This is a genomic window from Stenomitos rutilans (genome assembly GCF_059505485.1).
In genome coordinates, this window is sequence record NZ_JCACKR010000173.1 from 43,385 (window position 1) to 67,726 (window position 24,342).

The following is a 24,342-nucleotide window of genomic DNA, read 5'->3' on the forward strand; positions in this document are numbered from 1 at the left end:
AAAGACAGAAATTGCTCGCCGACTGTAAACCAGTCATTGAGCAATTTCGTCACCAGCATAGGGTGAACGTCGTCAGAACAGACAGATTAGCGGTAAATTCCGTTGTTAATCCGATCAGCTCCTTCCACCAATGCTTCTTCAACATCTGTAGCCGTGAAATGATCCAGGTTGGACTCTAGCACGTCTTTCTGAGCTGCCGTCAATCCGGCAATATTCAAAACATCATCAACGCTTTCATAGGGCGCATTTTTAACAATCAGCCCTGCCAGAGTGGGATATAGCCCTGGATACTGCCTGAATGCCCGCACGTTGGTGTTGTTCAGATCTAGCTTCTTACCGTATTCCGAGCTGAGCTTTTCGCCTACCGCGTCACGAATCGCTTCAGCAGCCAGCAGCGTTGGCATGATCGGACGGGACAGCGAGTATCCAAAACCACCCAAACTGGCTGCCGTAGCCTTCTGCGGCATTCCTAGCCAGCTCATACAGCCAACCATCATGCAAAGAACTATCAACACACGAACCAACCGTTTCATGAATCTATTCCTCCCTTCCTGTTGCATGGAAAACCATACACAGCATTTCTTCAGAGCCTATCATTTTCTGGTCATCATCATTCACTATGGCTTGTCTACAGAGAGATTCCAGATACAAATCTTTACGCCTGAGCGCCTGGGTTTAAGGTGTTTGGGCGACGGTTCTTAAGACAAAGAGGCCTCAATTGTGATGCTGCCTCTAAATATGACCAGACGTTGACGTTCTTGCAGATAAACTACTCTCTACTCTTCATCTGCAAGAACGTTTCCAAATCTGGGAAGGAGCAGGCGTGAGCCACCGTCGGCATGTCATAGCCCTTGAGATGAACCGTATAGTTTCTGAATAAGTCGATCGACGTAATCTCCATATTCACGAGATGTTGATACGTCGTTTCGCCAACAGCAATATCCAACCCAATTTGCTTAGTAGACGTTTCTAGGCGAAATGCAGCATTGACGGTATCACCCAAAGCGGTGTAATCCGGTCGATCGCCGCTGCCAGTGTTACCGACCATCGCGTAGCCGGTGTTGATGCCAGCCCCAATCCGCAGCGGGAACGGCAGTGGATACAGGTTATACAAATCGCTGGTCATCGTGTGTAAAGCATTCAGGGCACGGAAAATGCGCAGCATCTCATCGTTATTAACTCCTTGCGGGCCATGAATCCAAATCGCCATCACAGCATCGCCAATGTATTTATCCACCCAGCTTCCGTACTCGCGAATAATGTCACCCGCATGGCGAAACCAGGTACCAATGACTTCCGACAGCACCTTTTCATCCAACTGGCGCGTGAGTACGGTAAAGTCACGAATATCGACCACTAGCACTGAAATTAAACGCCGGACGTGCAGGGTTGCCGTCGCTGTAAACTCTTTGGAATCCGAACCAGCCGAGGAATCAGCCGGTGGATTGAGCGTTGGGCAGTAAAAGTCGAGGTCGGTTTGACCAAATGTTAACCGATCGCCATTGTGCAGCGTGACCGGAATGCTTACCCGACGACCATTCACAAATGAACCGTTGCGGCTACCTAAATCGATTAAATAAAACTCCCCCGTCTCCATACATTGCAACATGGCATGGTTACGAGAGATCCAGCGATCGGGCAGAACAAAATTATTGTCTTCGCTGCGCCCGATCGTCCAGCAGTTACTACCCGCAAGCGGCAACCGCCGACTACCAGAGTCAGTGCGAAGAACGAGATGGGGAGTGGGTTGTAAAGTCACCACAGGCTGAGAAAAATAATCCTTTCCTATGATGCATCCTGACATATCTCACTATGCCAGTGTAGTCTTCCCACGAAAATTCGTTCAAAAAAGTTTTGAGCCAAGCTTTTCTAAGAAGTCTGGTTGAGAGAATGCGACGCAGCAAATAATTTATAGCGCTTTATTCAGGCAGCGATCGCCGCTAACCAAAACAAACTATCTACCAAAATTGTACTCAACACTGCGCCACTAAATGCCCACCAATGAAGCTGTCTTGAAAAGAGCGGCACAAGACTGACCATAAGGAGGAGCAGTGCAAGCGTAAGCGCCCAGCCAACACCCCACGGCGTCTGAATTTGAGCGATCGCACTCTGAAAAATTGGTTGTACAGCATCAACTTCTACCTGCATCAACTGTCGCCAATAGGGAATCAGGTCAACCAGATAAAAGTAGACATCGGTCAAGACCGTTCCAAACAGTGACCCGAAGTAAAAGAAATTACCAATCTTGCCTGAATTACGGGAAACGCCCCAGATCGCAAAGGGCAATCCAATCGCTTCCACTGGGAGATGCAACAACGGCTCCCACCGCAACCAACCCCAATACATTGACCCCGCAAGCCACGTCCAGGTAAAGCCAATAAATAGATCACCCCAGTGATGACTGGCAGGACGGGTCATCAGACTTAACCCCAACACCAACCAAGCCGCTGTCAAAATGAAGCTACCAACGGGAAAGAGCCGCACCAATGGAGCTTGTACAAAGACTGGTACTGAAACTAGAACGATCGCAGCTACAAACATAAGCCAACGCTGCTGATTTTCAGATGGCTTCGCTGAAATTGCTAGAGGCGCTTCGTCTGGCTCAGAGTATGTGTTGCTTGGGTAGATGACTGAAGGGGGCAAATAGCCAGCATCAGTGCGAGAGGTAAAGGAAACCAAAGTGTCGCTTATATTTCTTAATTTAGTTTACTTTACTTAACATAGCACACTCTCGCATATACCCCCAGGTGGGATATGGACATATACTACCTTAAATTTCCGCTGAAGTTTTGCTGGAACTGTTCTCAACTTCTTGCTCTTTGGTTAAGCTCTCGGTGTATATTCTTCAAGGCAATCAACTACACTGTTGTGATGTTGCTTTTCGGTACGCCAGGATGCTGTTCTATTGCCTTTTGGCATCTCCAGGGCAGAGACTTCACCAATGCACAGAGCATCTAGCAAATGGTTAGCCAACGGGTTTCATTCAACTGTCATTTTGTCCTCGTGGCACTATGTGGCTTGGAAGATAAGCGCGACATAGCCAGGGCTTTGAGCGCTGTGCCGCGATCGTTGTAGGGAAGATGTAGATGGTTTGGTTAGCGTTAAATCTTGATCTTTCGCTACTTGGTGTAGGCTGGTGCGGTTTAGAGAGTATCCAGCACAGTCTTGTAGCGACTGCAACCCAAACAGGCACTGCGGCCTCTGAGGTAAGCGTCATTGAAGCGGCGCTTGAGTCTTTTGCTCTAGGCATTGTGCAGGGTGTTACAGAGTTTCTACCAATTAGTAGTACGGCTCATCTACTCATCTTTACGAGATTGTTTGGTTGGGAAGCGACGGGGCAGAAAGCGTTTGTGGATGCCATTCAGTTCGGCAGTGTAATTGCTGTTGTCTGGTATTTCTGGACTGATATCCGTCAGATTTTGACGGGTGCTTGGGCCGCTTTACAGCAGCAAGACTGGCAGCGGGAAGAGTGGAAAATTCTGACGGGAATTGCTGTTGGCACCATCCCAGCTCTTGGCGTGGGCTTTGTGCTGAAGAAACTAAATTTGCTGCCAGATGGAGTGTTGATCATTGCCATTATGTCGATCGTGATGTCTCTTCTGCTGGGACTAGCTGAGAAGGTCGGCAGCCGCAAGCGTAACTTCAGTGATCTTCAAACCAAAGACGGCATTTTGGTCGGTATTGGTCAAACGATAGCGTTACTGCCTGGAGCCTCTCGGTCTGGCTCCACTTTAACGACAGCGCTCTTCCTAGGTTTAGAGCGACAAACAGCAGCCAGATTCTCTTTTTTGCTGGGTATTCCAACGCTGACGATCGCAACATTGGTGCAAGCCAAAGATTCGCTAAGCAACAGTCAGATGCTGATTCCTTTGCTAGTTGGTATCCTCTCGTCGTTTGTTTTTTCGTATCTATCGATCGCATGGTTGCTACGATTCCTTCAGCGTCAGAGCACCTGGGTCTTTGTTTGGTACCGCCTTGCGCTTGGAGTCGTGTTGTTAGCAGCACTCGCTGGTGGTGCCTTCCACAACAGTTAGTCCTAAAAAGAGAATCCCCAAACGTAAAGGAGAACGGTGTAGATTGGAAGAACAGGGGATAGAGAATTCAGTTCCATCTCTGCCTCTCATCCTAAGTTCTTCCTTTCATGAGTGACGCTGCCATTCGTCCAGCTTTGATTACGGCTGTTCTACCGGACTCGATCGCGGCAGAAATTGGCTTTGAGGCGGGCGATCGACTGGTATCGATTAACGGTCAGCGTCCTCGCGACCTGATTGACTACCAGTTTCTTTGCGCCGATGAAGGTCTGGCACTAGAAGTATTAGACACTGCTGGAAAAGCACATCACGTTGAAATCGAGAAGGACTACGACGACGATTTAGGGCTAGAATTTGAGAGCGCGTTGTTTGATGGGTTAATTCAGTGCAACAACCGCTGCCCCTTTTGCTTCATTGACCAGCAGCCACCGGGAATGCGGCAAACCCTTTATCTAAAAGATGACGACTACCGCCTCAGCTTTCTGTATGGCAGCTATTTAACTTTAACGAACCTCACTCAGCGCGAGTGGGATCGCATTGAGCAGATGCGTCTATCACCCCTATTTGTGTCAGTTCACGCCACGGAACTAGAGGTTCGCAGTCGGTTGCTCAAAAACCCACGAGCTGGGCAATTGCTTGACCAATTACGGTGGTTTCAAGAGCGACGGCTACAGATTCACGCTCAAGTTGTCTTATGCCCTGGGATCAATGATGGTGATCATCTCACTCGTACACTCCTCGATCTGTTTCAATTTCATCAGAATGAGGTGCCTGCGGTTGCCTCTGTTGCCGTTGTGCCTGTTGGCCTAACGCGCTTTCGTCCTAGCGGGGATGAGTTAATTCCCGTTAGCTGCGAGAAAGCGCAGGAAGTGATTGAGCAAGTGCAAACACTGCAAGCCAAATTCCGCCAACAATCTGGCTCTACCTTTGCGTGGCTGGCCGACGAATGGTTTCTGCTGGCCCATGAAGATCTGCCGCCCGAATCGCACTACGAAGACTATCCACAGATTGGTAATGGGGTTGGCTCCATTCGCCAGTTTCTTAAACAGTTTCAAACAGCGGCACGATCGCTGCCTCACCAGCTACCCCATCCGCGACATTTTACCTGGATCGTCGGCAATGCGGTTGAGCTAGCTTTTCAGCCGATTCTCAGGCGCTTGAATGCTGTAGAGGGTTTAAAGGTGAGTATGGTTGCTCTTGCTAGCCAATATTGGGGGCAAGCTATGACGGTGACAGGGCTGTTGACTGGGCAGGATATTCTTCATGCGCTTAAAGAGCGAGAACTCGGCGATGCGATTCTGCTACCGTCTCTGATGCTGAAGCATAACGACACCTGTTTTCTCGACGACATGACCGTGGCAGACCTGAGCCATCAGTTGCAAACCCCAATTCTAGTCATCGGGGATGTTGAGCATCTCGTAGAAACAGTGGGACGAAAGGGATGAAGTATAAAGGATGAGGAATGAAGGATAAAGTAAAAGCCTTGAGAGTTAAGGTTTGAATTTCTTTAGCCTTTTATCCTCTGCCTCCTGCCTTGATCTGTCCTGACCAATCCCTCAAATTGTGTTTCCGATTTAACGTCACCTGATAAGCTGTGGGAGGTTTGCGATCGCCCTCTCTGTCTGATCGTGCTTTTTCGGACGTAACGTCAACGTGCAGCATGATATTTCAGCAAATTTCTAACGTCTTTGCAGCGGGTGGCATCGTCATGTTTCCGCTGCTGGGCTTTTCAATTCTGGCAGTGGCATTGATTCTGGAACGGCTGCGTTTTTGGTTACGCATCGCCCAGCGTCAGGATAAATTCGTCCGCAAAATATTAGACCTTTATCAGCAGAGTCCTAGAGCGGTGCTGTTACAGCTAGAGCAGAATCTTGATCTGCCGATCGCCCGCATTTTTTTGGCCGCCTTGGGACTCGATCGCCCCAATCCTGAAGAGTTTCGTCTCGCTTTAGAAACAGCGGCTCAAGCAGAGCTACCGTTGATTAAACGGTTCAATACTGTTTTTGAGACGATCATCAGCCTGTCGCCTTTGCTGGGGCTGCTTGGCACGATTTTGGGACTGATTCGCTCGTTTGCGTCTCTTAGAATCGGGGACGTGAGCGCCAGCAATGCGGTTCCTGTAAGCGCTGGCATCAGTGAAGCGTTGATTTCAACTGCGTCAGGGTTAGCAGTGGCGATCGTCACACTCACCTTTGCCAATACCTTTCGAGGGCTTTATTTACGGCAAATTGCCTTGATTCAAGAATATGGTGGTCAGATGGAGCTACTCTATCGCCGCCGCTATGAACGAGGAGAACTTCCCTATGCGTCTCCCTGAGGAACCAGACAATCCATCACAGATCAACATCGTGCCGATGATCGATGTGATCTTTGCACTGCTGACGTTTTTTATTATGTCCACGCTTTATCTCACGCGATCGGCTGGGCTGCCTGTTAACCTACCTAAAGCCGTGACAGCTCAGACTCAATCCCAGAGCCAAATTGTGGTCACTATTAATCAGAGCGGACAACTTTTACTTAACCGCCAACCCGCTCAATTAGGTGATTTGCAAACTAGAATTCGTGCTATCAAGGGCAATACACCCAGTGCGCTTGTTGTAATCAACGCAGATGAACGGGTGAGCCACGGAAAGGTGATTGCCGTGATGGATCAGTTGCGCTTGATTCCGGGCGTGAAGCTGGCGATCGCCGCTCAGCGCCCAACGCAGTAGATAAAGTTATGAGTGTTAAGTTTTGAGTTTTGGCACAGCTACTCAAAACTCAAAACTCTTGACTCAAAACTCTACCTTACCCTCTCCCAACACCTACATAGCGGAAACCAGCCTGCTCCAGTTGCTTGCGATCGAGGAAGTTGCGGCCATCAATCATAACAGGGCTATGCATGAGCGTTGCCATTTTGGTGTAGTCAAGCTGGCGAAACTGTTTCCAGTCGGTTACGAGTACCAGTGCATCACAGCCATCTGCTAGCCGCTCTGGATCGGTCTCGACGATGACGTCGGACAAACCATGTCGCATGCCGGTCTGAGAAACGATAGGGTCGTATGCCTTTACCTTGGTACCCAACCGGGCGAGTTGTTCGATAATGTTCAGGGCAGGGGCATCCCGCAGGTCATCTGTATCCGGTTTGAAGGTGAGACCCAGCAGACCGACTGTTTTACCTTTGAGGATTTTGAGCACCTGCTGAAGTTTTTCGATCGCAATGATGCGTTGATGCTGGTTGACGTTAACGGCTGCTTTGAGTAACTGGGCCTCATAACCGTAGTCATCGGCTGTATGAATCAGCGCAGAAACGTCTTTAGGAAAACACGAACCGCCCCAACCGATGCCAGCCTGAAGAAACTTGTTGCCCACGCGAGAGTCTAAACCAATGCCCTTTGCGACTTCAACCACGTCGGCACCTACACGATCGCAGATATTGGCAACTTCGTTGATGAAGCTAATTTTGGTCGCCAGAAAGGCATTCGCTGCGTACTTGATCATTTCTGCTGAGCTAAGGTCAGTCACCACAACAGGCACAGGCGGTAGCGTCTTATCCATTGCATATTGACGGTTGACAATGGGTTCGTAGAGTTCTTGCATCAGCGCGATCGCTTTGGCACTGTTGCTGCCCAAGACAATGCGATCGGGGTTAAAGGTATCGTCAACCGCGCACCCTTCTCGCAAAAACTCAGGGTTGCTGACCACATCAAACTCAGGCTCTGGCAGCGAAGCTTTTCTCGTGACTAAATTTTCCGTTGCCCCAGTTCCCGCCAGTACGGCTGCATTAAGGGTTGCTCGCTGTTCCGCAAACCCTTCCATAATGAGCATGCGAACCCAGTCACCTGACCCGATCGGAACCGTTGACTTGTTGACGATGACCTTGTGATCGCTACCAAGGTGAGAGCCAATGCCCCGCGCCACTGCTTCGACATAGCGGGTATCGCTTTCTCCATTCGGTAACGCAGGCGTACCTACTGCAATAAACAAAATTTGCCCATGTGCGACTCCAGCGGCCAAATCGGTCGTGAACTCAATTTTTTCTGATTGAATGGCTGCTTTAATGATGTCTGACAGGCCGGGTTCAAAAATGGGGGACTGCCCAGTCTGCATCAGCTTGACTTTCTCTTCGTTGTTGTCTACGCAAATCACGTGATGCCCCACATGGGCAAGGCAAGCTCCAGTAACCAGGCCAACGTATCCGGTACCAATGACACAAACGCGCATGGAAGAATCCTCAAGAAGTACTAGCGATAGTCAGAAAATTAATAGGAACAACGATGGTTAGCGGCGACGACACTAGCGTTCTAATCGTTCCTGGTGCTAAAAGGCACAATGCCGCAACTGGCACTCTAAAGTGAAGTGGCGTGATCGAGCGAAACCGTCTCGCTGGCATCGCTGCTAGACGCTGACTCTGGATCACTCATGCGTGCACGAAAATCGGCGATCGTATAGTCAAGTCCCTGCTGTAGCGGCACAGTCGGTTGCCAGCCAAGCCATTCTTTAGCTCTGGTAATATCTGGTTTGCGCCGACGCGGATCGTCTTGAGGCAAAGGCTCAAAGCGGATGGCAGACGCCGGATTAATCTTTTGCTGCACCGCCTGGGCGAGCTGTAGAATGGTGTATTCGTCCGGGTTGCCTATGTTTATAGGCCCCTGGTGATCACCGTTCATAAGTCGTATTAGCCCTTCTACCAGATCGGAAACATAGCAAAAGCTGCGAGTTTGTGAACCGTCACCATAAATGGTGAGGGGAATCCCTTTCAGGGCTTGCACGACAAAATTGCTGACAACGCGACCATCATTTTCCAGCATTCTGGGGCCGTAGGTGTTGAAAATTCTCGCTACGCGAATATCAACCTCGTTTTGGCGGTAGTAATCAAAGGCGAGTGTTTCAGCAACGCGTTTGCCTTCGTCGTAACAGCTCCGAATGCCGATCGTGTTGACGTTACCTCGGTAGTCTTCTGTTTGGGGATGAATTTCAGGATCGCCATAGACTTCAGAGGTAGACGCAAGCAAGAAGCGGGCTTTAACGCGCTTTGCCAACCCCAGCATGTTTAAAGTGCCGATGACATTAGTTTTAATAGTCTTGACGGGATTGTACTGGTAATGGACAGGTGAGGCTGGGCAGGCAAGGTGATAGATTTGATCGACTTCTAGCCGAATTGGCTCTGTTACATCGTGGCGAATCAGCTCAAAATAGGGATGGTCAAACCACTTCAGCAGATTCCGCTTATGCCCGGTGTAGAAGTTATCCAGACAGATGACTTCGTGACCCTCTAACATGAGGCGATCGATCAAATGAGAACCAATGAAGCCTGAGCCGCCCGTTACCAGAATTCTCATGGGTACTTAACAAAGGAATAGGGTGTTTGCAAGTTAATTCTTTCTCCCAAGATTAACGGGCAAATCCGCATAAATACAGTCATAACTCGCAAGAATTCACGAAATCTTCAAAGCAGGATTGCCCCGACTTTGCTTTACTGTTCCAGGCGCAGAACGGCCATGAAGGCTTCTTGAGGTACATCAACCGTTCCGATCGACTTCATCCGCTTCTTACCCTTCGCTTGCTTTTGAAGCAATTTTTTCTTACGCGAAATATCGCCACCGTAGCACTTGGCAAGCACGTCCTTGCGGAGAGCGGGAATATGCTCGCTGGCAACAATTTTACTGCCGATCGCAGCCTGGATGGGAATTTTAAACTGATGACGGGGGATGAGTTCCTTCAACTTTTCGGTCAGTGCACGACCGACCCCATACGCTTTGTCACGATGAACGATCGTGGCAAGTGGATCGACCGGATCACCATTAATCATAATGTCCAGCTTGACCAGAGGATTTTCTCGATAGTCAATGATCTGGTACTCCATGCTGGCATAGCCGCGCGACCGAGACTTCATTTGGTCAAAAAAGTCAGTCGCCACTTCAGCCAAGGGTAGCTCGTAAATCAGGGTGGTTCGTCCCGGTGTGAGGTACTTCATGTCTTTGAAGATGCCTCGTCGCCCCTGGCTTAGCTCCATCAAGGTACCAACATAGGTTTCTGGGGTAATCATGTCTACCTGGACATATGGCTCTTCGATCTTCTCCCGGAACTGCGGGTCGGGCAAACGGCTGGGATTGTCAATTTCCAACACCTCCCCCTTAATCGTGGTCACGCGATATACCACCGACGGCGATGTGGTAATCAAGTCCAGGTTGTATTCTCGCTCTAACCGTTCCTGGACAATCTCCATATGCAGCAGACCCAGGAAGCCGCAGCGGAAGCCAAACCCCATCGCGCTTGAGGTTTCTGGCTCGTAGTGGAGAGCCGCATCGCTGAGTTTAAGTTTTTCTAAAGCTTCGCGCAGATTCTCAAACTGGTCGGCATCGATCGGAAACATGCCGCAGAACACCATTGGCTTGGCTTCAACGTATCCTGGTAACGGCTCTTTGGCAGGGGCTGTGGCGAGGGTAATCGTGTCGCCAACACGAGCATCTTCAACGGCTTTAATCGCGGCGGCCAGATAACCCACTTCGCCTGCATGAAGTTGCTCAACGGGCACTTGAGTCGGTGAGAGCACGCCGATCTCATCTACTTGATATTCCTTACCAGAAACCATCAGCCGCACCCGATCGCCCTTTTTCAACGCCCCATCCATGACCCGGAAGTAAACAATGACACCGCGATAGGGATCATAGTAGCTGTCAAAAATCAGCGCTCGGAGTGGTTCTTGCACCGTGTCCTGGGGTGGCGGCACCTGATGGACGATCGCTTCCAGAATGTCCTCAATGCCAATACCCTCTTTGGCGGAGGCTTCGATCGCATTGGCGCAATCCAGCCCGATGATATCCTCAATTTCTTGCTTGACTCGATCGGGTTCAGCGCCAGGGAGATCGATCTTATTCAAGACCGGAATGATTTCTAGATTATGCTCTAGCGCAAGATAAACATTGGCGAGCGTTTGAGCTTCCACGCCTTGAGATGCATCCACTACAAGCAAAGCACCTTCGCAGGCCGCTAGCGATCGCGATACTTCATAAGAAAAATCTACGTGTCCTGGTGTGTCAATTAAATTCAGGACATACTGCTGCCCATCACGCGCGGTATAGTTCATGCGGGCAGCCTGTAGCTTGATCGTAATGCCACGCTCCCGCTCCAGTTCCATATTGTCTAGAAACTGTTCCTTCATCTCCCGCGCTTGAACGGTGCCTGTGTCTTGCAGCAGGCGATCAGCCAGGGTCGATTTGCCGTGGTCAATATGGGCAATGATTGAAAAATTACGGATATGAGAGACGGGTGCGTCAGTCATGCACTTTTAAGTAGTAATAAGTAATGGAGAGGGACGTTAGGGTGTGTAGAGGTTGGCGATCGCCTTTCATGCTTCAGACTTAGAGTGCCAAACTTCTGGTCAGTGGTAACACATGTCAGTTATCGCACATGGTAAGAGTGTCTCTACTTCACGTATTGTAATGCTTTCTGAGCAGCCAGCGTTGCACCCGATCACGCTGCCCTGTTGAATGTTCTGATGTACTCTCAGAAAGAGGTATGTAAAATCTATGAAGAAGTCATGAGGTTTCGTGCCATAGATTGATACATGCTGACTTTTAAGCATTGCCTAGCGCTTTGCTCAGGTAGTAGGCTAGGCAAGATGGATTTATTCCATGCGTTGGTTTGTGCTTTCTTTCCCAAGACCCTTCGGTTTCTCCCTATGAACGAGCCTGCTGTCCATTCTCATCCCCCGACTGAAAAAGTAGCGGTTTCTATTCAGCTTGATCCTGATCTGCTAGACCAGCTTAAGCACTTGACCAATGATCCGAGCAAAGTGATTGAAGTGGCAATTCGACAATGGCTTAGAAATCAGGGTGGGCGAGAAGATGAACTCGCTCGCACATTGAAGCGCAATCCGCCTGTGCCACCTCGAGGTGAGTGGAATGATTAAGGTGAGGGCCAATCGCACTCTCACCATACGGTTTGCAGCTTGTGCTGCTTGAGCCTTGGTTTCCGCTCTGTTGATATCGCTTTCATTAAGACATCCTAACGCCCAGAATTTGATTGCATCTATCCTGCGTGATTGCCTTGAGCGCTCCTTAAAACCCCATTCTGGCTCTGATGACCTCTCCTACAGATTTTCAACGTCCCCCGTCAGAAGGTTTGGCATTCACAGCGGCAAAAGAGCAGTTGCCGGAACTTACGGATGAATTAGTCTTTCTTCAAGATGGGGCAGGGCGCTATTTGTCGTTTCGTTGGCAACAAGCGTCCCAATGTGATGTTGTGCCAGACCGGGTAATTGGTAGTCGCATCAGCGAGGTCTTTAGTCCTGTCGATGTAACTGCCTATCTAGAGCGCATTCAGCGTGTACTGAGTTGCCTTGTTGCAGAGCATTTCTGCTGCTACTTTCGTGTTGCAGAACAAACGCTGCTGTTTGATTTGGTGATGAGCCCTGTTCTGGTACCACAACGATCGCCAACAAATGTTGTGGTCGCAGGGCGCTTAATTCTTGCCTCAGTAGATGCAACCGCACCGGGACTAGAAGAGTCCATGCCTCTGGAGGATGTATTGTCTAGTGATTTTCCGGTGATTTCCCTGAGTTCCGATCGCTATCAAAAACTGCTGACTCAGATTGCCTCGAATATTCGCCGCACACTGGATTTACCCACTATTTGGCAGCAGACAGTGCAGGGCTTAGGCAAAGCCCTGGGAACCAGTCGCTGTCTTGTTTTTCCCTATGAGCGTGTCCACGAGCAGCGCACCCCTAAAGTCAAGGTGGTAGCAGAATACTGCCAGGAAGCCTTTCCCTCAATGATGGACTTGGAGTTTTGGGTGGCTGATCATCCGGTGTTAGCTGCGGCGATCGCCTCACTGAAACCCATCGTTGCGCAAGGTAGTTCGGATCTACAAGGACTGGACACGAACTTTCAGCAGCAATCAACGCTGGTGGTCGCCACCTGCTATCTGGATCAACCGAACGGACTGATTGTACTGCACCAGTGCGATCGATCCCGTGTGTGGACGGAGGCTGAGCTTGAGTTGATGCAGGAAATGGCGGATCAGGTGGGGACAGCGATCGCCCATGCATCTCTTTTTACTGAGAGCAATACCTTGACAGTAGAACTGCAACGGGCGAATGGCAGGTTGATCCAGAAGCACCGCGAACTTGAGGAGGCTAGACGGCAAGCAGAAGAAGCCTCTCGACTCAAGAGTGAGTTTTTGGCAAACACCTCTCACGAGCTGCGGACTCCACTCAACGGCATGATTGGCTTTTTAAAGCTCATTCTGGACGGCATGGCAGACGATCCAGCAGAACAGTATGAGTTTATTAAAGAAGCGTATGGGTCAGCCCTGCACCTACTAGAAATCATCACAGACGTACTAGACATCGCCAAGATTGAAGCTGGTACGCTGCAAATTGAGCTGAATCCTGTGAATTTAAGCGAGCTGCTGCATGATGTGAAGCGCTTTGCCCATAGCCAGATGCATCTCAAGAAGCTGAGCTTTGAAATTCAAAAGCCACCCACTGACGACGAAATCATTTTATTCGGTGATTATTTGCGGCTGAAGCAGGTGATGTTTAACCTGGTTGGCAACGCCATTAAGTTCACCCATGAAGGTGGTGTGACGATCAGCATCGAAGTGATTAAGAAGAAAATCAACTTTCAGAACCAGGAGCTTCCTGGTATGGTGAAGGTGCGTGTTGCTGATACCGGGATTGGCGTTTCTCTGGATAAACAAGATCGGCTGTTTCAATCATTTAGCCAAATCGACGGCTCACGCACGCGGCAGTATGGGGGCACTGGGCTGGGGTTAGCCATCTCTCAGAAGCTGGTGGAAGCGATGGGCGGCGATGTAAGGTTTTACAGCATGGGTGAAGGGCTAGGCTCCACTGTGACCTTTACCGCTTTACTGTATCAAGAGCCTGTGATGATTACGTCTTAGTTAAAAAACAGTCCCGTCGCTTTCAATTTGAATCGGGGGCCTACCGCTTGGTCGCAATTCTGCGGCAATTTGTCGTCCTGCTGCCCAGGTGCCGCCCTGAAGGATCTTGACTAAAGGCAGATCGGTTGCGGTTAGGTGAAGCTGCTGTCGGATCGTTTCAGCCAGACGATCGAGCAAAATGACGGTTAACGCACGCCACTCGACGATCGCCTCGGCACTGGACAAATGTTTTTGTTGTAAGACGATCGGATCTTTGATTTGCAGTAGTCCTAAGTCAACACACAAACCACCATTACGATATTCTGGCAAACCTGTAAGGGCATCTAAACCGATGATCTCTAGAGTGGCTTGAAGGGGTTCTATTTTAACAACACTAGCAATTTCCTCCTCAGTTAAGGAGATTTCTGTGCCTAATGCTTGTAGTGGCTCTAATAGTGAGTAAGTCAACCATTGGGAAAGTTTGTGAAACGGCACCAGTTGCGAGTAAGGTTGATCGTCTGGTAGTGCCGAATGCACCCAAACGTCACCCAAGTTAACGTCTGCGATCGTGAGCCTTCCAGGCCAGATTGCTCCTAAGCCAGAGAGTACGACACTAAGAACAGCACTGGCTTCTAACTGCCCGTCTCGGATCTGCCTCAGTAAGTAATTGACTAAACACCCAGGACGAGGATTTTGAACACCAAAGACGTCAGGGCTGTCTTGAAGTACTTTGCCCAAGCGCTGTAGCAGGTTTAGCCGACCCTGGACACCCACTAGTGGATTTTCGGCACTGACCTGAAACGCTTCACTTAACGCCTCTTCAGTCAACGTTTGTAGCCCGATCGCGTCTGCTTGCAACGGTTGGTTGGCATCGCTGGAGAATACTCCCTGACAGAACGCATGGAAACTGGCGATCGCTAAACCTTCCGATCGTCGCCAGACTTGCCCACTTCCCGGTTCGGTGTATTGCCAGCGATCCCCTGCGCCAGCATCCAACAGCACACTCACGATCGCCAAATCAAACTTTGCCTGAGCTTTGGCTAGCGGTGTTAACCCTGCCAGCTTTTCATCTAGCAACGTTAGCCGTGTGGAATCCCCAACTTCAAAATGTCGCCAACGGCTATGAAACGGAATGTTCAAATCCGGGTAGCTTTCACGCGTGATTTGGATCACATATTCAGCGACTCGATCCAATTGACTGAGATCGCAACGAAAGTACCGCAGTTTATCGGCACACGCCAGATCGAACAGTTGCCCACAGCGCTCTCGAATCGCAAGGGGAGAATGCAGGTAGGCGATCGCGGCAGAGTCCTCTGGATTGAGTAGTTTAAAGGTCATGCTCCCTTCTCAAGGATTGTGCATTACAGCAGTTTTCGGTCGAATAAACCAAAGATTGAGCTAGGCGAATGCAGGTTGTTAACCAAAGGTGGGTAATGGTTCCAACCTTTTGTGTCTTTCTGTAGGGAGGTTACGTGGGACATCCCTACAAAAGGTCAACGACTAATCGCTAAGATCGCGGCCTTTGACCGTGGCTAAAATGGCCTCCGTTGGTACCTGACCTTCGGTATAGTAACCAGCCGCTTTCTTGGCCTCAATTTCCACCTGAGCATCGGCTGGAATCATGTCATCCGGGATGGGTACGCGTTCGACGACTGTAATGCCTGAATGGGTAATCGCGTTGTACTTCATATTGCTCATAGAAATCAGGCGATCGATGCGTGTGATGCCCAGCCAATGAAGGACATCGGGCATGAGTTCCTGAAAGCGCATATCCTGCACACCAGCCACGCATTCTGTCCGCGCAAAGTAAGCATCCGCTCGATCGCCCCCTTCCTGACGTTTGCGGGCGTTGTAGACCAAAAACTTTGTCACTTCACCCAAGGCACGACCTTCTTTACGGAAGTAGACAATCACACCCGCTCCGCCTGCCTGCGCGGTTTGCACACAACCCTCAATGCCATGCACTAGATAGGGGCGGCAGGTACAAATATCAGAGCCAAAGACATCGGAGCCGTTGCACTCGTCATGAATCCGCACGGCAAGTTCTCGATCGGGATCAGTAATGGCCGTCACATCGCCCACAATGTAGACCGTCATGCCACCGATCGGCGGTAAAAAGACATGGAGATCGGGACGTGTAACCAGTTCCGGAAACATGCCGCCTGTTTGCTCAAACAACGTTCGTCGTAGCGTTGATTCTGTCACGCTCAGCCGTTTAGCGAGTCCCGGCAGATACCAGACAGGTTCGATCGCGGCTTTCGTCACCACCAGATCGCCATTGCCCTTCATAATCGTGCCGTCCACCTTCAGGCGACCTTTCGCCGCCGCCTCCTGAAGTTCGGGCATGTTGATGTGCGCCTTTGTGATAGCGATCGTGGGGCGAATGTCGTATCCCTGATCATAGAGCGGTTTATAGACCTCTCCAACCAGGGCACCAAAGGGGTCTAGTGACACAATCTTCTCTGGATCTGACCAGGCCGGGTATGGCCCCAAGAGCGCTGCGGGAGAAGTATTCGTCAGGTCTGCTCGGTGGTCAGACTGAAGCTGACCGCTTGCAACCGCTAACGCTCTGTAGATGCCGTAAGCCCCAGAGTGACTACCAATCACATTTCGATGAGCCGCCTTAGTCAAAGTGCCAACGATCGCTCCCCGCACAAGCGGATCTGCCGCTCCCCACTGAATTGGGAGAGGTTTGGGACCAAAGCGGGTAGGGTGGGAGGTCAGAACAATATGTTTCGACGGCGACCCTATCTTTTCGCTGGATGACTCTATCTTTTCGCTGGACATAGATGCTCCCAATGAGAATAGACGTGAAGAGAACGCTAGACGATAACCTCTACACTTGACAGCTTTGATTTTGAAGCAGTCGATCGTGCCGCCTCCAGTGACTGGCGTAGCCATAGCCAGATTGGTTAGGACGGTGTGCAGGGGTGGAATCCCTGGTTAAGGGCAACCCACACACCCTTTGGTCCCTATGTCCTCACCTTTAGGACAACAGCTATATTCACCTTTAGGACAACAGCTATATAAAGCCCAAATCAGACAACTGACATGCAATCAGGTGTGATCTTTGCCACGCGTAGAGCCTACGATTCTACCAATTGAGGTTTGCCTGTGGAGTGATGCAGGCAGCAGAAAGGCAGGGAGAGTGGGGGAAAGAAGTGGGGTGAGGGATAAATTTAGCCGTCAGCATTCAGCCTTTAGCCTACTGCTCCGCAGAAGCAAGCTACAGTCTTAGCCTTTAGCCTTCATCCTTTCTTCCTGCTTCCTGCTTCAGCGCCTCGATAATCTGCCCGTTTGCTTTTGGAAAGGGAAATTGCTCAAGCTCGGTGAGCGTGACCCAGCGCACTTCATCACACTCGATCGCTTGTGGTTCACCAGCAACATAGCGGCAGTGATGCACCTGCAGAGTGACGCGAATATGGCTGTAGGCATGGTCAACCACTATGAGGCGATCGCCAACGGCAATTTCAATTCCCAACTCTTCTCGAATTTCGCGTTGAATGCAGGCTTCGATCGTTTCGCCTGCCTCAACTTTGCCGCCCGGAAATTCCCACAGGCCACCGAGCAGTCCTTCCTGGCGACGGCGATCAATGAGAATTTGTCTCTGGTCATTCCAGATCACAGCAACCCCAATGGTTTTGTGGGGCAGAGGCGCACGCGTTTCAGACATAGGCAGCTTTGCTTGAATGCCTTGATTGTAAGCCTGACAGTGCTCTTTCCACGGACAAACTGGACATAACGGTTGATGAGGCGTGCACACCGTTGCGCCCAAATCCATGATGGCCTGATTAAAATCACGCGGTTGCTGCTGATCCAAAAGGGTCTCTGAAAGTTGCCACAGGTAGGGCAATGCGCGATTTGGCGAGACGTGTAACGCGACTAACCGTGCTAAAACCCGCTTCACGTTACCATCCAAAATCGCTAAGGGCTGATTGAAAGCCGCGCTGAGAATGCCACCTGCTGTTGTGCGTCCAATGCCCGGTAATTGCATCACGTCCACCAGCCGATCAGGAAAAGTTCCGTTATAAAGCAACATCACGGTTTGAGCGGCACGATGCAGGTTACGAGCGCGAGCATAATACCCAAGCCCTTCCCAGGCTTTGAGTACAGCTTGCTGTTCTGCGATCGCCAGCGTTTGCACGGTAGGAAACACGTCCAGCCAGCGATGGTAATAGGGCATCACCGTTTTTACCTGAGTTTGCTGAAGCATAATCTCCGAAACCCAAATTGCATAAGGATCACGGCTCTGTCGCCAGGGCAAAACGCGCCCAAATTGACCATACCAAACCAACAGGTTGTATTGAAGACTGGCAAACACAGAAGCGGGCAGATGACTACAATCATCTGCCCGCTTCAAAGAAGGCTGTAAGAAATGGTTTGAGGCTTTAACGGTGCGATCGTCAATGGACTTACGCGACATGACAGGAGAGGTAGGTATACGTGAGCTTCAGATCTGGCTCCTTAGTGTATCGCAATCACGTATCGCAACCAGAAGAGAGGACAACCTTGAAGCGCGATCGCTCTCGTCACGTCCCTCTTAAGGGGGCTTAACCTTCTGAGCTAGAACTATCTGCTGTGGTGGCTGCAAGAGACGTTTCAAACGCCATCCGCTGCTCAGCGTTGTGCAAGAAGTAGCCACTCATCATGGCAGAAGCCAATAAACGACCCAAATCTTCGCGACTGGTCGTAACCATAACGTTAAAGCTATCAGGAGGTAGTGCCCCTAGTAAGCCAACAATATTCCGCTCCATCACTTGAAAGACATCCGACGAAGCGGGGCGAGAAAGTTGAGCGATGGCTTCTGGACTCAAGGATTGGACGTAATTCAGAAACTGATTGCTGGACTCAGCACCGCCGAGAAACTCTGGCATCCGGTCTGACGTGTTGTTCACTTAAGGAACCTCAAGCTAAACTGCTGTGGATTTATATCAACAAATGTATCAACGTCTTGCTGATAACCGAAGTGAGTAGAACCGAACTATGTGTGGGGGATGGGCGTACATGGAGCACTTAGTTGTTAGTTGTTAGAACTTTTTGTCCAACAACTAACAACTAACAACTAACTCGCTAAATACTCGCCGATCGCAGCCTTGCGTTTCCGCAACTTTGTTAGGGCTTCGCGTTCGATCTGGCGCACCCGTTCGCGGCTAATATTGAGGCGATCACCAATTTTTGCCAGGGTCAAGGCTTGACCGTCTTCCAAGCCAAACCGCAGCGCCAGCACTTCACGCTGCTGGGGCGTGAGATCTGACATCAAGCGTTCTAAGTCAGCACGTAGAGAAGACTGTAAGGCGAAATCTTCTGGCGAAGCGCCCGTATCTTCTAGCAGTTCACCTAGTTCGGTATCCTGGTTGTCGCCGACGCGCAGATCTAGAGAAAGCGGCTGGCGCGATCGCTCTAGATATTCGCGAACCTGTCGCGGGGTTAGCTCCAATTCGCTCGCCAGTTCAGAAGCAGTGGCAGCACGTCCGAGTTGCTGAGAGAGTTGCCGCTGGGCTTTCTTGATCTTGTTAAGCTTTTCAGTGATATGGATGGGCAACCGAATGGTGCGGCCCTTTTCGGCGATCGCACGGGTAATGGCCTGACGAATCCACCAATAGGCATAAGTTGAGAACCGATAGCCCTTAGTGGGATCAAACTTTTCTACCCCGCGCTGCATCCCGATCGTACCTTCCTGAATCAAGTCCAGCAGATCGACATTGCGCTTGGTGTACTTCTTGGCAACCGAAACGACTAAACGCAGGTTTGCTTCCACCATTTTGCGCTTCGCATTTTCGCCCTCGGCGATCGCCTGCTGTAATTCCGGCACGGAGAGGTCAACCTTCTGTGCCAAGATCGCCAGCGCTGGATCGTGTCCCAACTGCTCAAAAAGCAGTTCTTTGGCATCGTACACTACGGCTAGCCTTTGCACTTGTTTGCCATAGAGAATTTCTTGCTCATGGGTCAGCAGAGGCACACGACCAATTTCTCTTAAGTAAGCGCGTACTAAATCAGTTGAGGTTTGAGCGGTCTTCATAGCGCTGTTGAGGTAGTGACAGTGAATAGAAGGCTGGGATCAGCAGCCAGAGAGAGCTTTCGACGAAACTGAAACGATACCTTTGAGCTGAAATATCTAAGCAATGAACCCGCAACTTCCATCCGCAAGTCTTGGTCACCAAGCTAGAAGCAACGTCAGGCCACACAAGGCGTCATACAGCAGCGACAGTGGAATGTGAAAGAAGGGTAGTGACGTTCGAGGTGCTGTCAAAGAGCAGAAAACCCGCATTGCCAACTTGAATCACGATTGCTGATATAGCATATGAACAAATGTAACATTCCTGAGAGGGGACGTATATACCTAGCGAAGGATTTTCTAAGGCATAAAGATATAGGGACGACGAACGATATACGGTTTGAGTTTAGATAAGACTACTCAGGATTAAGCTCTACAAATGCATCCCATAAAACAAAATGCCCCAGTAAAAACCAAAGCAGTACAAATATTCAGCTTGTCTTAAGAACCTTTTTGTTAAGAAGCATCAGCTTTCTTAGAGCATGGTGAGATTGCTAATGACCAACAGCACGGGTATGCACCAGGTAGACTGCTTTATACCTAACCCGATTGCCATAATTGGCAACAACGTTTCAGGCGAGAAGGCATTTGCTCCTTGATGAGATAATGGCTGATAAGCAATTAGGACTTACGCATTTGCCCCCAAACCCCCAATGCTGAGGGCTTTAATTGGCTCGGTTCCCCCAGCATTGGGGGCTAGAGGGCGAAAGATGATCGCTTTTGCGTAAGTCCTACTAATGAATGTAGTCCTGCAATGCTTTTACTGAAAGCGTCTGAGACTGGAGCGATCGAATGGCAGCGGTGGTTGCTTGAGCACCCGCGATCGTCGTCACGATCGGGATCTTATATGATAGCGCAGTGCGACGAATCAGGCGACCATCAGCTTTGGCTTCCTCACCAGAGGGTGTATTAATAATGAGTTGAATCTTCTCATTTTTGATCGCGTCCATAATGTTGGGGCGGCCTTCGTGTAGCTTTAGCACCAGTTCAACCTCTACGCCCTGTTCACGCAGCGCTTTGCGGGTGCCTTCGGTCGAAACCACATGAAAACCCAGTTCCAGAAACTCTTTAACCACTGGGACAACAGCCGCTTTTTCACGATCGCGCATTGAGACAAATACCGTGCCTTTCAGCGGTAGGCGTTGACCTGCGCCCAGTTCGGCTTTCGCAAACGCGGTGCCAAAATTGTCGTCAATGCCCATCACTTCGCCCGTTGAGCGCATTTCGGGGCCGAGAATGGTGTCGGTGCCAGGGAATTTCTCAAAGGGTAGGACAGCTTCTTTGACGGCAATATGCTTGGGAATCACTTCTTGCGTGTAGCCGAGATCTGCAAGCGTTTTACCAGACATCACACGAGCCGCCATTTTTGCCAGCGGTACGCCGATCGCCTTCGAGACAAAGGGCACAGTACGCGAGGCACGGGGGTTGGCTTCCAAAATGTACACCTGTTCACCCTGCACTGCATACTGGATATTCATCAGCCCCACAACTTTGAGGGCTTTTGCCAGTTCAACCGTCCACGCCCGAATCTGGTCAAGGACTGCTTCACTGAGGAAAACTGATGGTAGGGAGCAGGCAGAGTCACCAGAATGAATACCAGCCTCTTCGATATGTTCCATAATGCCGCCGATGACGACATGCCCCGTTTGATCCGCGATCGCATCTACATCTACTTCCACCGCGTTTTCCAGATACTTGTCAATCAGAATAGGGTGATCAGGTTCAACCAGCACCGCGTAGGTCATATATCGTTCCAGTTCGGCATCCGAGTAGACGATCTCCATGCCGCGTCCGCCAAGCACGTAGCTGGGACGCACCACAACGGGATAGTTGATGCGGCGGGAGACTTCTAACGATTCACCGTAGCTACGGGCAAGACCGTTGGCAGGTTGCTTAATGTCGAGTTCGCGCAGAATTTTCTCAAAGCGCTCCCGGTCTTCAGCCGTGTCGATCGCGTCTGGAGAGGTGCCCCAGATCTTGGTGTCAACGGTGCATTGGTCGCTGCTGAGATATTTCTGCAAGGGAACGGCGAGTTTTAGCGGGGTTTGTCCACCAAACTGAATGATCACCCCTTCTGGGTTTTCGGCTTCGATGATGTTAAGGACATCTTCTTTAGTCAAGGGTTCAAAGTAGAGGCGATCGCTGGTGTCGTAGTCGGTCGAAACGGTTTCGGGGTTGGAGTTGACCATGATCGTCTCGAAACCATCCGCTCGTAGGGCAAAGGAGGTATGACAGCAGCAGTAGTCAAACTCGATGCCTTGACCAATCCGGTTGGGACCTCCACCCAGAATCATCACCTTGCGTTTTTCAGACGGCAGGATTTCGGTTTCACCCTCTTCGTAGGTGGAGTAGTAGTAGGGAGTCAGCGCCTCAAATTCTGCCGCGCAGGTATCGACGGTTTTGTAAACTGGGATCACGCCGAGCGTTTGGCGATAGGTACGCACGTCGTCTTCAGTCATCTTTGTGGCGAACGCAATTTGACGATCGCTGAACCCCTGTCGTTTAATCGCCAGCAATTGCTCTTTGGTCAGACTCTTGAGAGCCGTGCGCTTGAGAATCTTTTCGGTTTCTAGCAGGTCGTACAGCTTATCGAGGAACCAGGGATCGATCGCGGTGAGTTCGTACACTTCGTCCACCGTCATGCCCATTTGAAACGCATGGTGGATGGTAAAGATCCGTTCTGGATTGGGAGTCCGCAAGCCAGCGCGAATTTGCTCCAAGCTAGGCACTTTCTCGTTGCGATCGCACCCCCAGCCTGCACGTCCAGTCTCCATTGAGCGCAACGCTTTCTGGAACGACTCTTGAAAGGTGCGCCCGATCGCCATTGCTTCGCCCACCGATTTCATCTGGGTGGTGAGCGTCGGCGTAGAACCAGGGAATTTCTCAAAGGCAAAGCGGGGAATTTTGGTCACAACGTAGTCGATCGTCGGCTCGAAGCTGGCAGGCGTTTTCTTTGTAATGTCATTGGGAATCTCGTCTAGCGTGTAGCCCACTGCAAGTTTGGCTGCCATTTTGGCGATCGGGAAGCCCGTTGCTTTGGATGCCAGCGCCGAACTGCGCGACACACGGGGGTTCATCTCAATGACCACCACGTCGCCATTATCGGGATTGACGGAAAACTGAATGTTAGAGCCACCTGTTTCTACGCCAATTTCGCGGATGATCTTGATTGAGGCATCCCGCAAGCGCTGATATTCTTTATCTGTCAGGGTTTGGGCAGGTGCGACGGTAATGGAGTCTCCTGTGTGTACGCCCATTGGGTCAAGGTTTTCGATCGAACAGATAATGACCACGTTGTCTGCCAGGTCGCGCATGACTTCGAGCTCATACTCCTTCCAGCCCAGCAGCGACTTTTCAATCAAGATCTGCGATACCGGACTGGCATCCAGGCCCGACTGAGAAATGGCTTCAAATTCTTCCTGATTGTAGGCAATACCGCCACCAGAGCCGCCCATAGTGAAAGCAGGGCGAATAATCAACGGATAGCTGCCGATTTCGTGCCCAATTTGTCGCGCTTCATCCAGCGTTGTAGCCAAGCCAGAGGGACAAACTCCGACGCCAATGCGCGCCATCGCTTCTTTAAAGAGCTTGCGATCTTCTGCCATTTCGATCGCGGGCAATTTTGCCCCAATCAACTCCACACCATATTTTTCCAACGTGCCGTTTTTTGCCAGTGACACTGCTAGATTTAACGCTGTCTGTCCACCCATTGTTGGCAATAAAGCATCAGGCCGTTCTTTTTCAATGATCTTGGCAACAATTTCAGGGGTGAGTGGCTCAACGTAGGTGCGATCAGCGGTCTCCGGGTCAGTCATGATCGTCGCTGGATTGGAGTTGACCAGAACGACTTCGTAGCCTTCGTCCCGCAGGGCTTTACACGCTTGTGTGCCCGAATAATCAAACTCGCAGGCTTGCCCGATCACAATCGGCCCAGAGCCAATCAGAAGGATTTTGTGGAGGTCGTTGCGACGTGGCATGGTGGTGATCCAGGGTCGAGGGCTAAAATCCCAATTATTGTAGAGGGTTTCTTTCACTTAGACGGTAGTCTTTTTTCTAATCCCAAGGTTTGTGATGTGCATGTGCTGGTTGATGTTACCTGGGCGATCGCGCTGCAAGCGACAGGGATCGCTAGCTTCGTTGCTTCTGTCTAATGGAGGAGTGCAAGGGGGCCAGCGTGATGTCTTTGCCTCAAAACTCACTCCTCATGGTTGTTTCCTTGGTGATCTTGCTGAGAGATCCGTCATACTTAAAGAGATGACTGTTAAAGAGATGACTGTGGGTAGGCGCTCGCTGCTCTCTCAAGTGGAAGCCTCTGGAAGAACACCACGTGAAGTAAGGTGAACTGGAGGCAACTTGAAGCTTCAGTGGACAACATCAGTTCGATTCGCT

19 protein-coding genes are annotated in these 24,342 nt (G+C 50.4%); 7 read left to right on the plus strand and 12 right to left on the minus strand.

Annotated elements, in window-relative coordinates; all coding sequences use genetic code 11:
• Positions 1-86: 86 nt before the first annotated feature.
• The 3 genes from psbU to AC5JLP_RS34730 all read right to left on the minus strand — a co-directional run bounded on the left by psbU (position 87) and on the right by AC5JLP_RS34730 (position 2,679).
• A complete protein-coding gene (psbU, locus tag AC5JLP_RS34720) occupies positions 87-533 on the minus strand; it encodes a photosystem II complex extrinsic protein PsbU (RefSeq protein ID WP_496072448.1) in 447 nt (148 codons plus the stop codon).
• Positions 534-769: 236 nt separating this feature from the next.
• Positions 770-1,804 (minus strand): adenylate/guanylate cyclase domain-containing protein, encoded by a 1,035-nt coding sequence (locus tag AC5JLP_RS34725; protein ID WP_496072449.1) that lies wholly within the window; start codon positions 1,802-1,804, stop codon positions 770-772.
• 119 nt (positions 1,805-1,923) lie between these two features.
• Positions 1,924-2,679: a DUF3120 domain-containing protein gene (locus AC5JLP_RS34730; RefSeq protein WP_496072450.1), complete on the minus strand. Its 756-nt coding sequence runs from the start codon at positions 2,677-2,679 to the stop codon at positions 1,924-1,926.
• 407 nt (positions 2,680-3,086) lie between these two features.
• On the opposite strand from AC5JLP_RS34730, the gene AC5JLP_RS34735 reads away from it, so the two are divergent.
• The 4 genes from AC5JLP_RS34735 to AC5JLP_RS34750 all read left to right on the plus strand — a co-directional run bounded on the left by AC5JLP_RS34735 (position 3,087) and on the right by AC5JLP_RS34750 (position 6,742).
• A complete protein-coding gene (locus AC5JLP_RS34735) occupies positions 3,087-4,034 on the plus strand; it encodes an undecaprenyl-diphosphate phosphatase (protein ID WP_496072451.1) in 948 nt (315 codons plus the stop codon).
• A 107-nt stretch (positions 4,035-4,141) separates the two neighbouring features.
• On the plus strand, positions 4,142-5,476 hold the full coding sequence (locus tag AC5JLP_RS34740) for a TIGR03279 family radical SAM protein (RefSeq protein WP_496072452.1): 1,335 nt from the start codon (positions 4,142-4,144) through the stop codon (positions 5,474-5,476).
• A 215-nt stretch (positions 5,477-5,691) separates the two neighbouring features.
• Entirely contained in the window at positions 5,692-6,348 is a 657-nt protein-coding gene (locus AC5JLP_RS34745; RefSeq protein WP_496072453.1) for a MotA/TolQ/ExbB proton channel family protein, read from the plus strand.
• Positions 6,335-6,742 carry an ExbD/TolR family protein gene (locus AC5JLP_RS34750; protein WP_496072454.1) on the plus strand — a complete coding sequence of 136 codons (408 nt, stop codon included), beginning with the start codon at positions 6,335-6,337 and terminating at the stop codon, positions 6,740-6,742. The genes AC5JLP_RS34745 and AC5JLP_RS34750 overlap by 14 nt, the downstream gene beginning before the upstream one ends.
• A 76-nt stretch (positions 6,743-6,818) precedes the next feature.
• On the opposite strand, the gene AC5JLP_RS34755 is transcribed toward AC5JLP_RS34750, so the two are convergent.
• From AC5JLP_RS34755 to lepA, 3 genes are all read right to left on the minus strand, one after another.
• On the minus strand, positions 6,819-8,234 hold the full coding sequence (locus AC5JLP_RS34755) for a UDP-glucose dehydrogenase family protein (protein WP_496072455.1): 1,416 nt from the start codon (positions 8,232-8,234) through the stop codon (positions 6,819-6,821).
• Positions 8,235-8,359: 125 nt separating this feature from the next.
• Positions 8,360-9,352, minus strand: coding sequence for a UDP-glucuronic acid decarboxylase family protein (locus tag AC5JLP_RS34760; protein ID WP_496072456.1), 993 nt, complete (start codon positions 9,350-9,352; stop codon positions 8,360-8,362).
• A gap of 134 nt (positions 9,353-9,486) precedes the next feature.
• Entirely contained in the window at positions 9,487-11,295 is a 1,809-nt protein-coding gene (gene lepA / locus AC5JLP_RS34765) for a translation elongation factor 4 (protein WP_496072457.1), read from the minus strand.
• Positions 11,296-11,694: 399 nt separating this feature from the next.
• Between lepA and AC5JLP_RS34770 the strand changes: the two genes are divergently transcribed.
• Entirely contained in the window at positions 11,695-11,925 is a 231-nt protein-coding gene (locus AC5JLP_RS34770; protein ID WP_496072458.1) for a hypothetical protein, read from the plus strand.
• Between the two features lie 170 nt (positions 11,926-12,095).
• Positions 12,096-13,919 carry a GAF domain-containing sensor histidine kinase gene (locus tag AC5JLP_RS34775; RefSeq protein ID WP_496072459.1) on the plus strand — a complete coding sequence of 608 codons (1,824 nt, stop codon included), beginning with the start codon at positions 12,096-12,098 and terminating at the stop codon, positions 13,917-13,919.
• On the opposite strand, the gene AC5JLP_RS34780 is transcribed toward AC5JLP_RS34775, so the two are convergent.
• The 6 genes from AC5JLP_RS34780 to carB form a co-directional block, all read right to left on the minus strand.
• Positions 13,920-15,236: a URC4/urg3 family protein gene (locus AC5JLP_RS34780; RefSeq protein WP_496072460.1), complete on the minus strand. Its 1,317-nt coding sequence runs from the start codon at positions 15,234-15,236 to the stop codon at positions 13,920-13,922.
• A 162-nt stretch (positions 15,237-15,398) separates the two neighbouring features.
• Positions 15,399-16,685 carry a GTP cyclohydrolase II gene (locus AC5JLP_RS34785; RefSeq protein ID WP_496072461.1) on the minus strand — a complete coding sequence of 429 codons (1,287 nt, stop codon included), beginning with the start codon at positions 16,683-16,685 and terminating at the stop codon, positions 15,399-15,401.
• Between the two features lie 454 nt (positions 16,686-17,139).
• The gene (gene mutY, locus AC5JLP_RS34790; protein WP_496072462.1) at positions 17,140-18,321 is read right to left on the minus strand and encodes an A/G-specific adenine glycosylase; all 1,182 of its coding nucleotides are present in this window, start codon (positions 18,319-18,321) and stop codon (positions 17,140-17,142) included.
• 127 nt (positions 18,322-18,448) lie between these two features.
• Positions 18,449-18,793: a DUF760 domain-containing protein gene (locus tag AC5JLP_RS34795; RefSeq protein ID WP_496072463.1), complete on the minus strand. Its 345-nt coding sequence runs from the start codon at positions 18,791-18,793 to the stop codon at positions 18,449-18,451.
• A 167-nt stretch (positions 18,794-18,960) separates the two neighbouring features.
• A complete protein-coding gene (locus AC5JLP_RS34800; protein WP_496072464.1) occupies positions 18,961-19,917 on the minus strand; it encodes an RNA polymerase sigma factor, RpoD/SigA family in 957 nt (318 codons plus the stop codon).
• 770 nt (positions 19,918-20,687) lie between these two features.
• Entirely contained in the window at positions 20,688-23,930 is a 3,243-nt protein-coding gene (carB, locus tag AC5JLP_RS34805) for a carbamoyl-phosphate synthase large subunit (RefSeq protein WP_496072465.1), read from the minus strand.
• Here carB and AC5JLP_RS34810 point away from each other — a divergent pair.
• Positions 23,907-24,104: a hypothetical protein gene (locus AC5JLP_RS34810; protein WP_496072466.1), complete on the plus strand. Its 198-nt coding sequence runs from the start codon at positions 23,907-23,909 to the stop codon at positions 24,102-24,104. The two genes, carB and AC5JLP_RS34810, sit on opposite strands and share 24 nt — an antisense overlap.
• Positions 24,105-24,342: the final 238 nt, after the last annotated feature.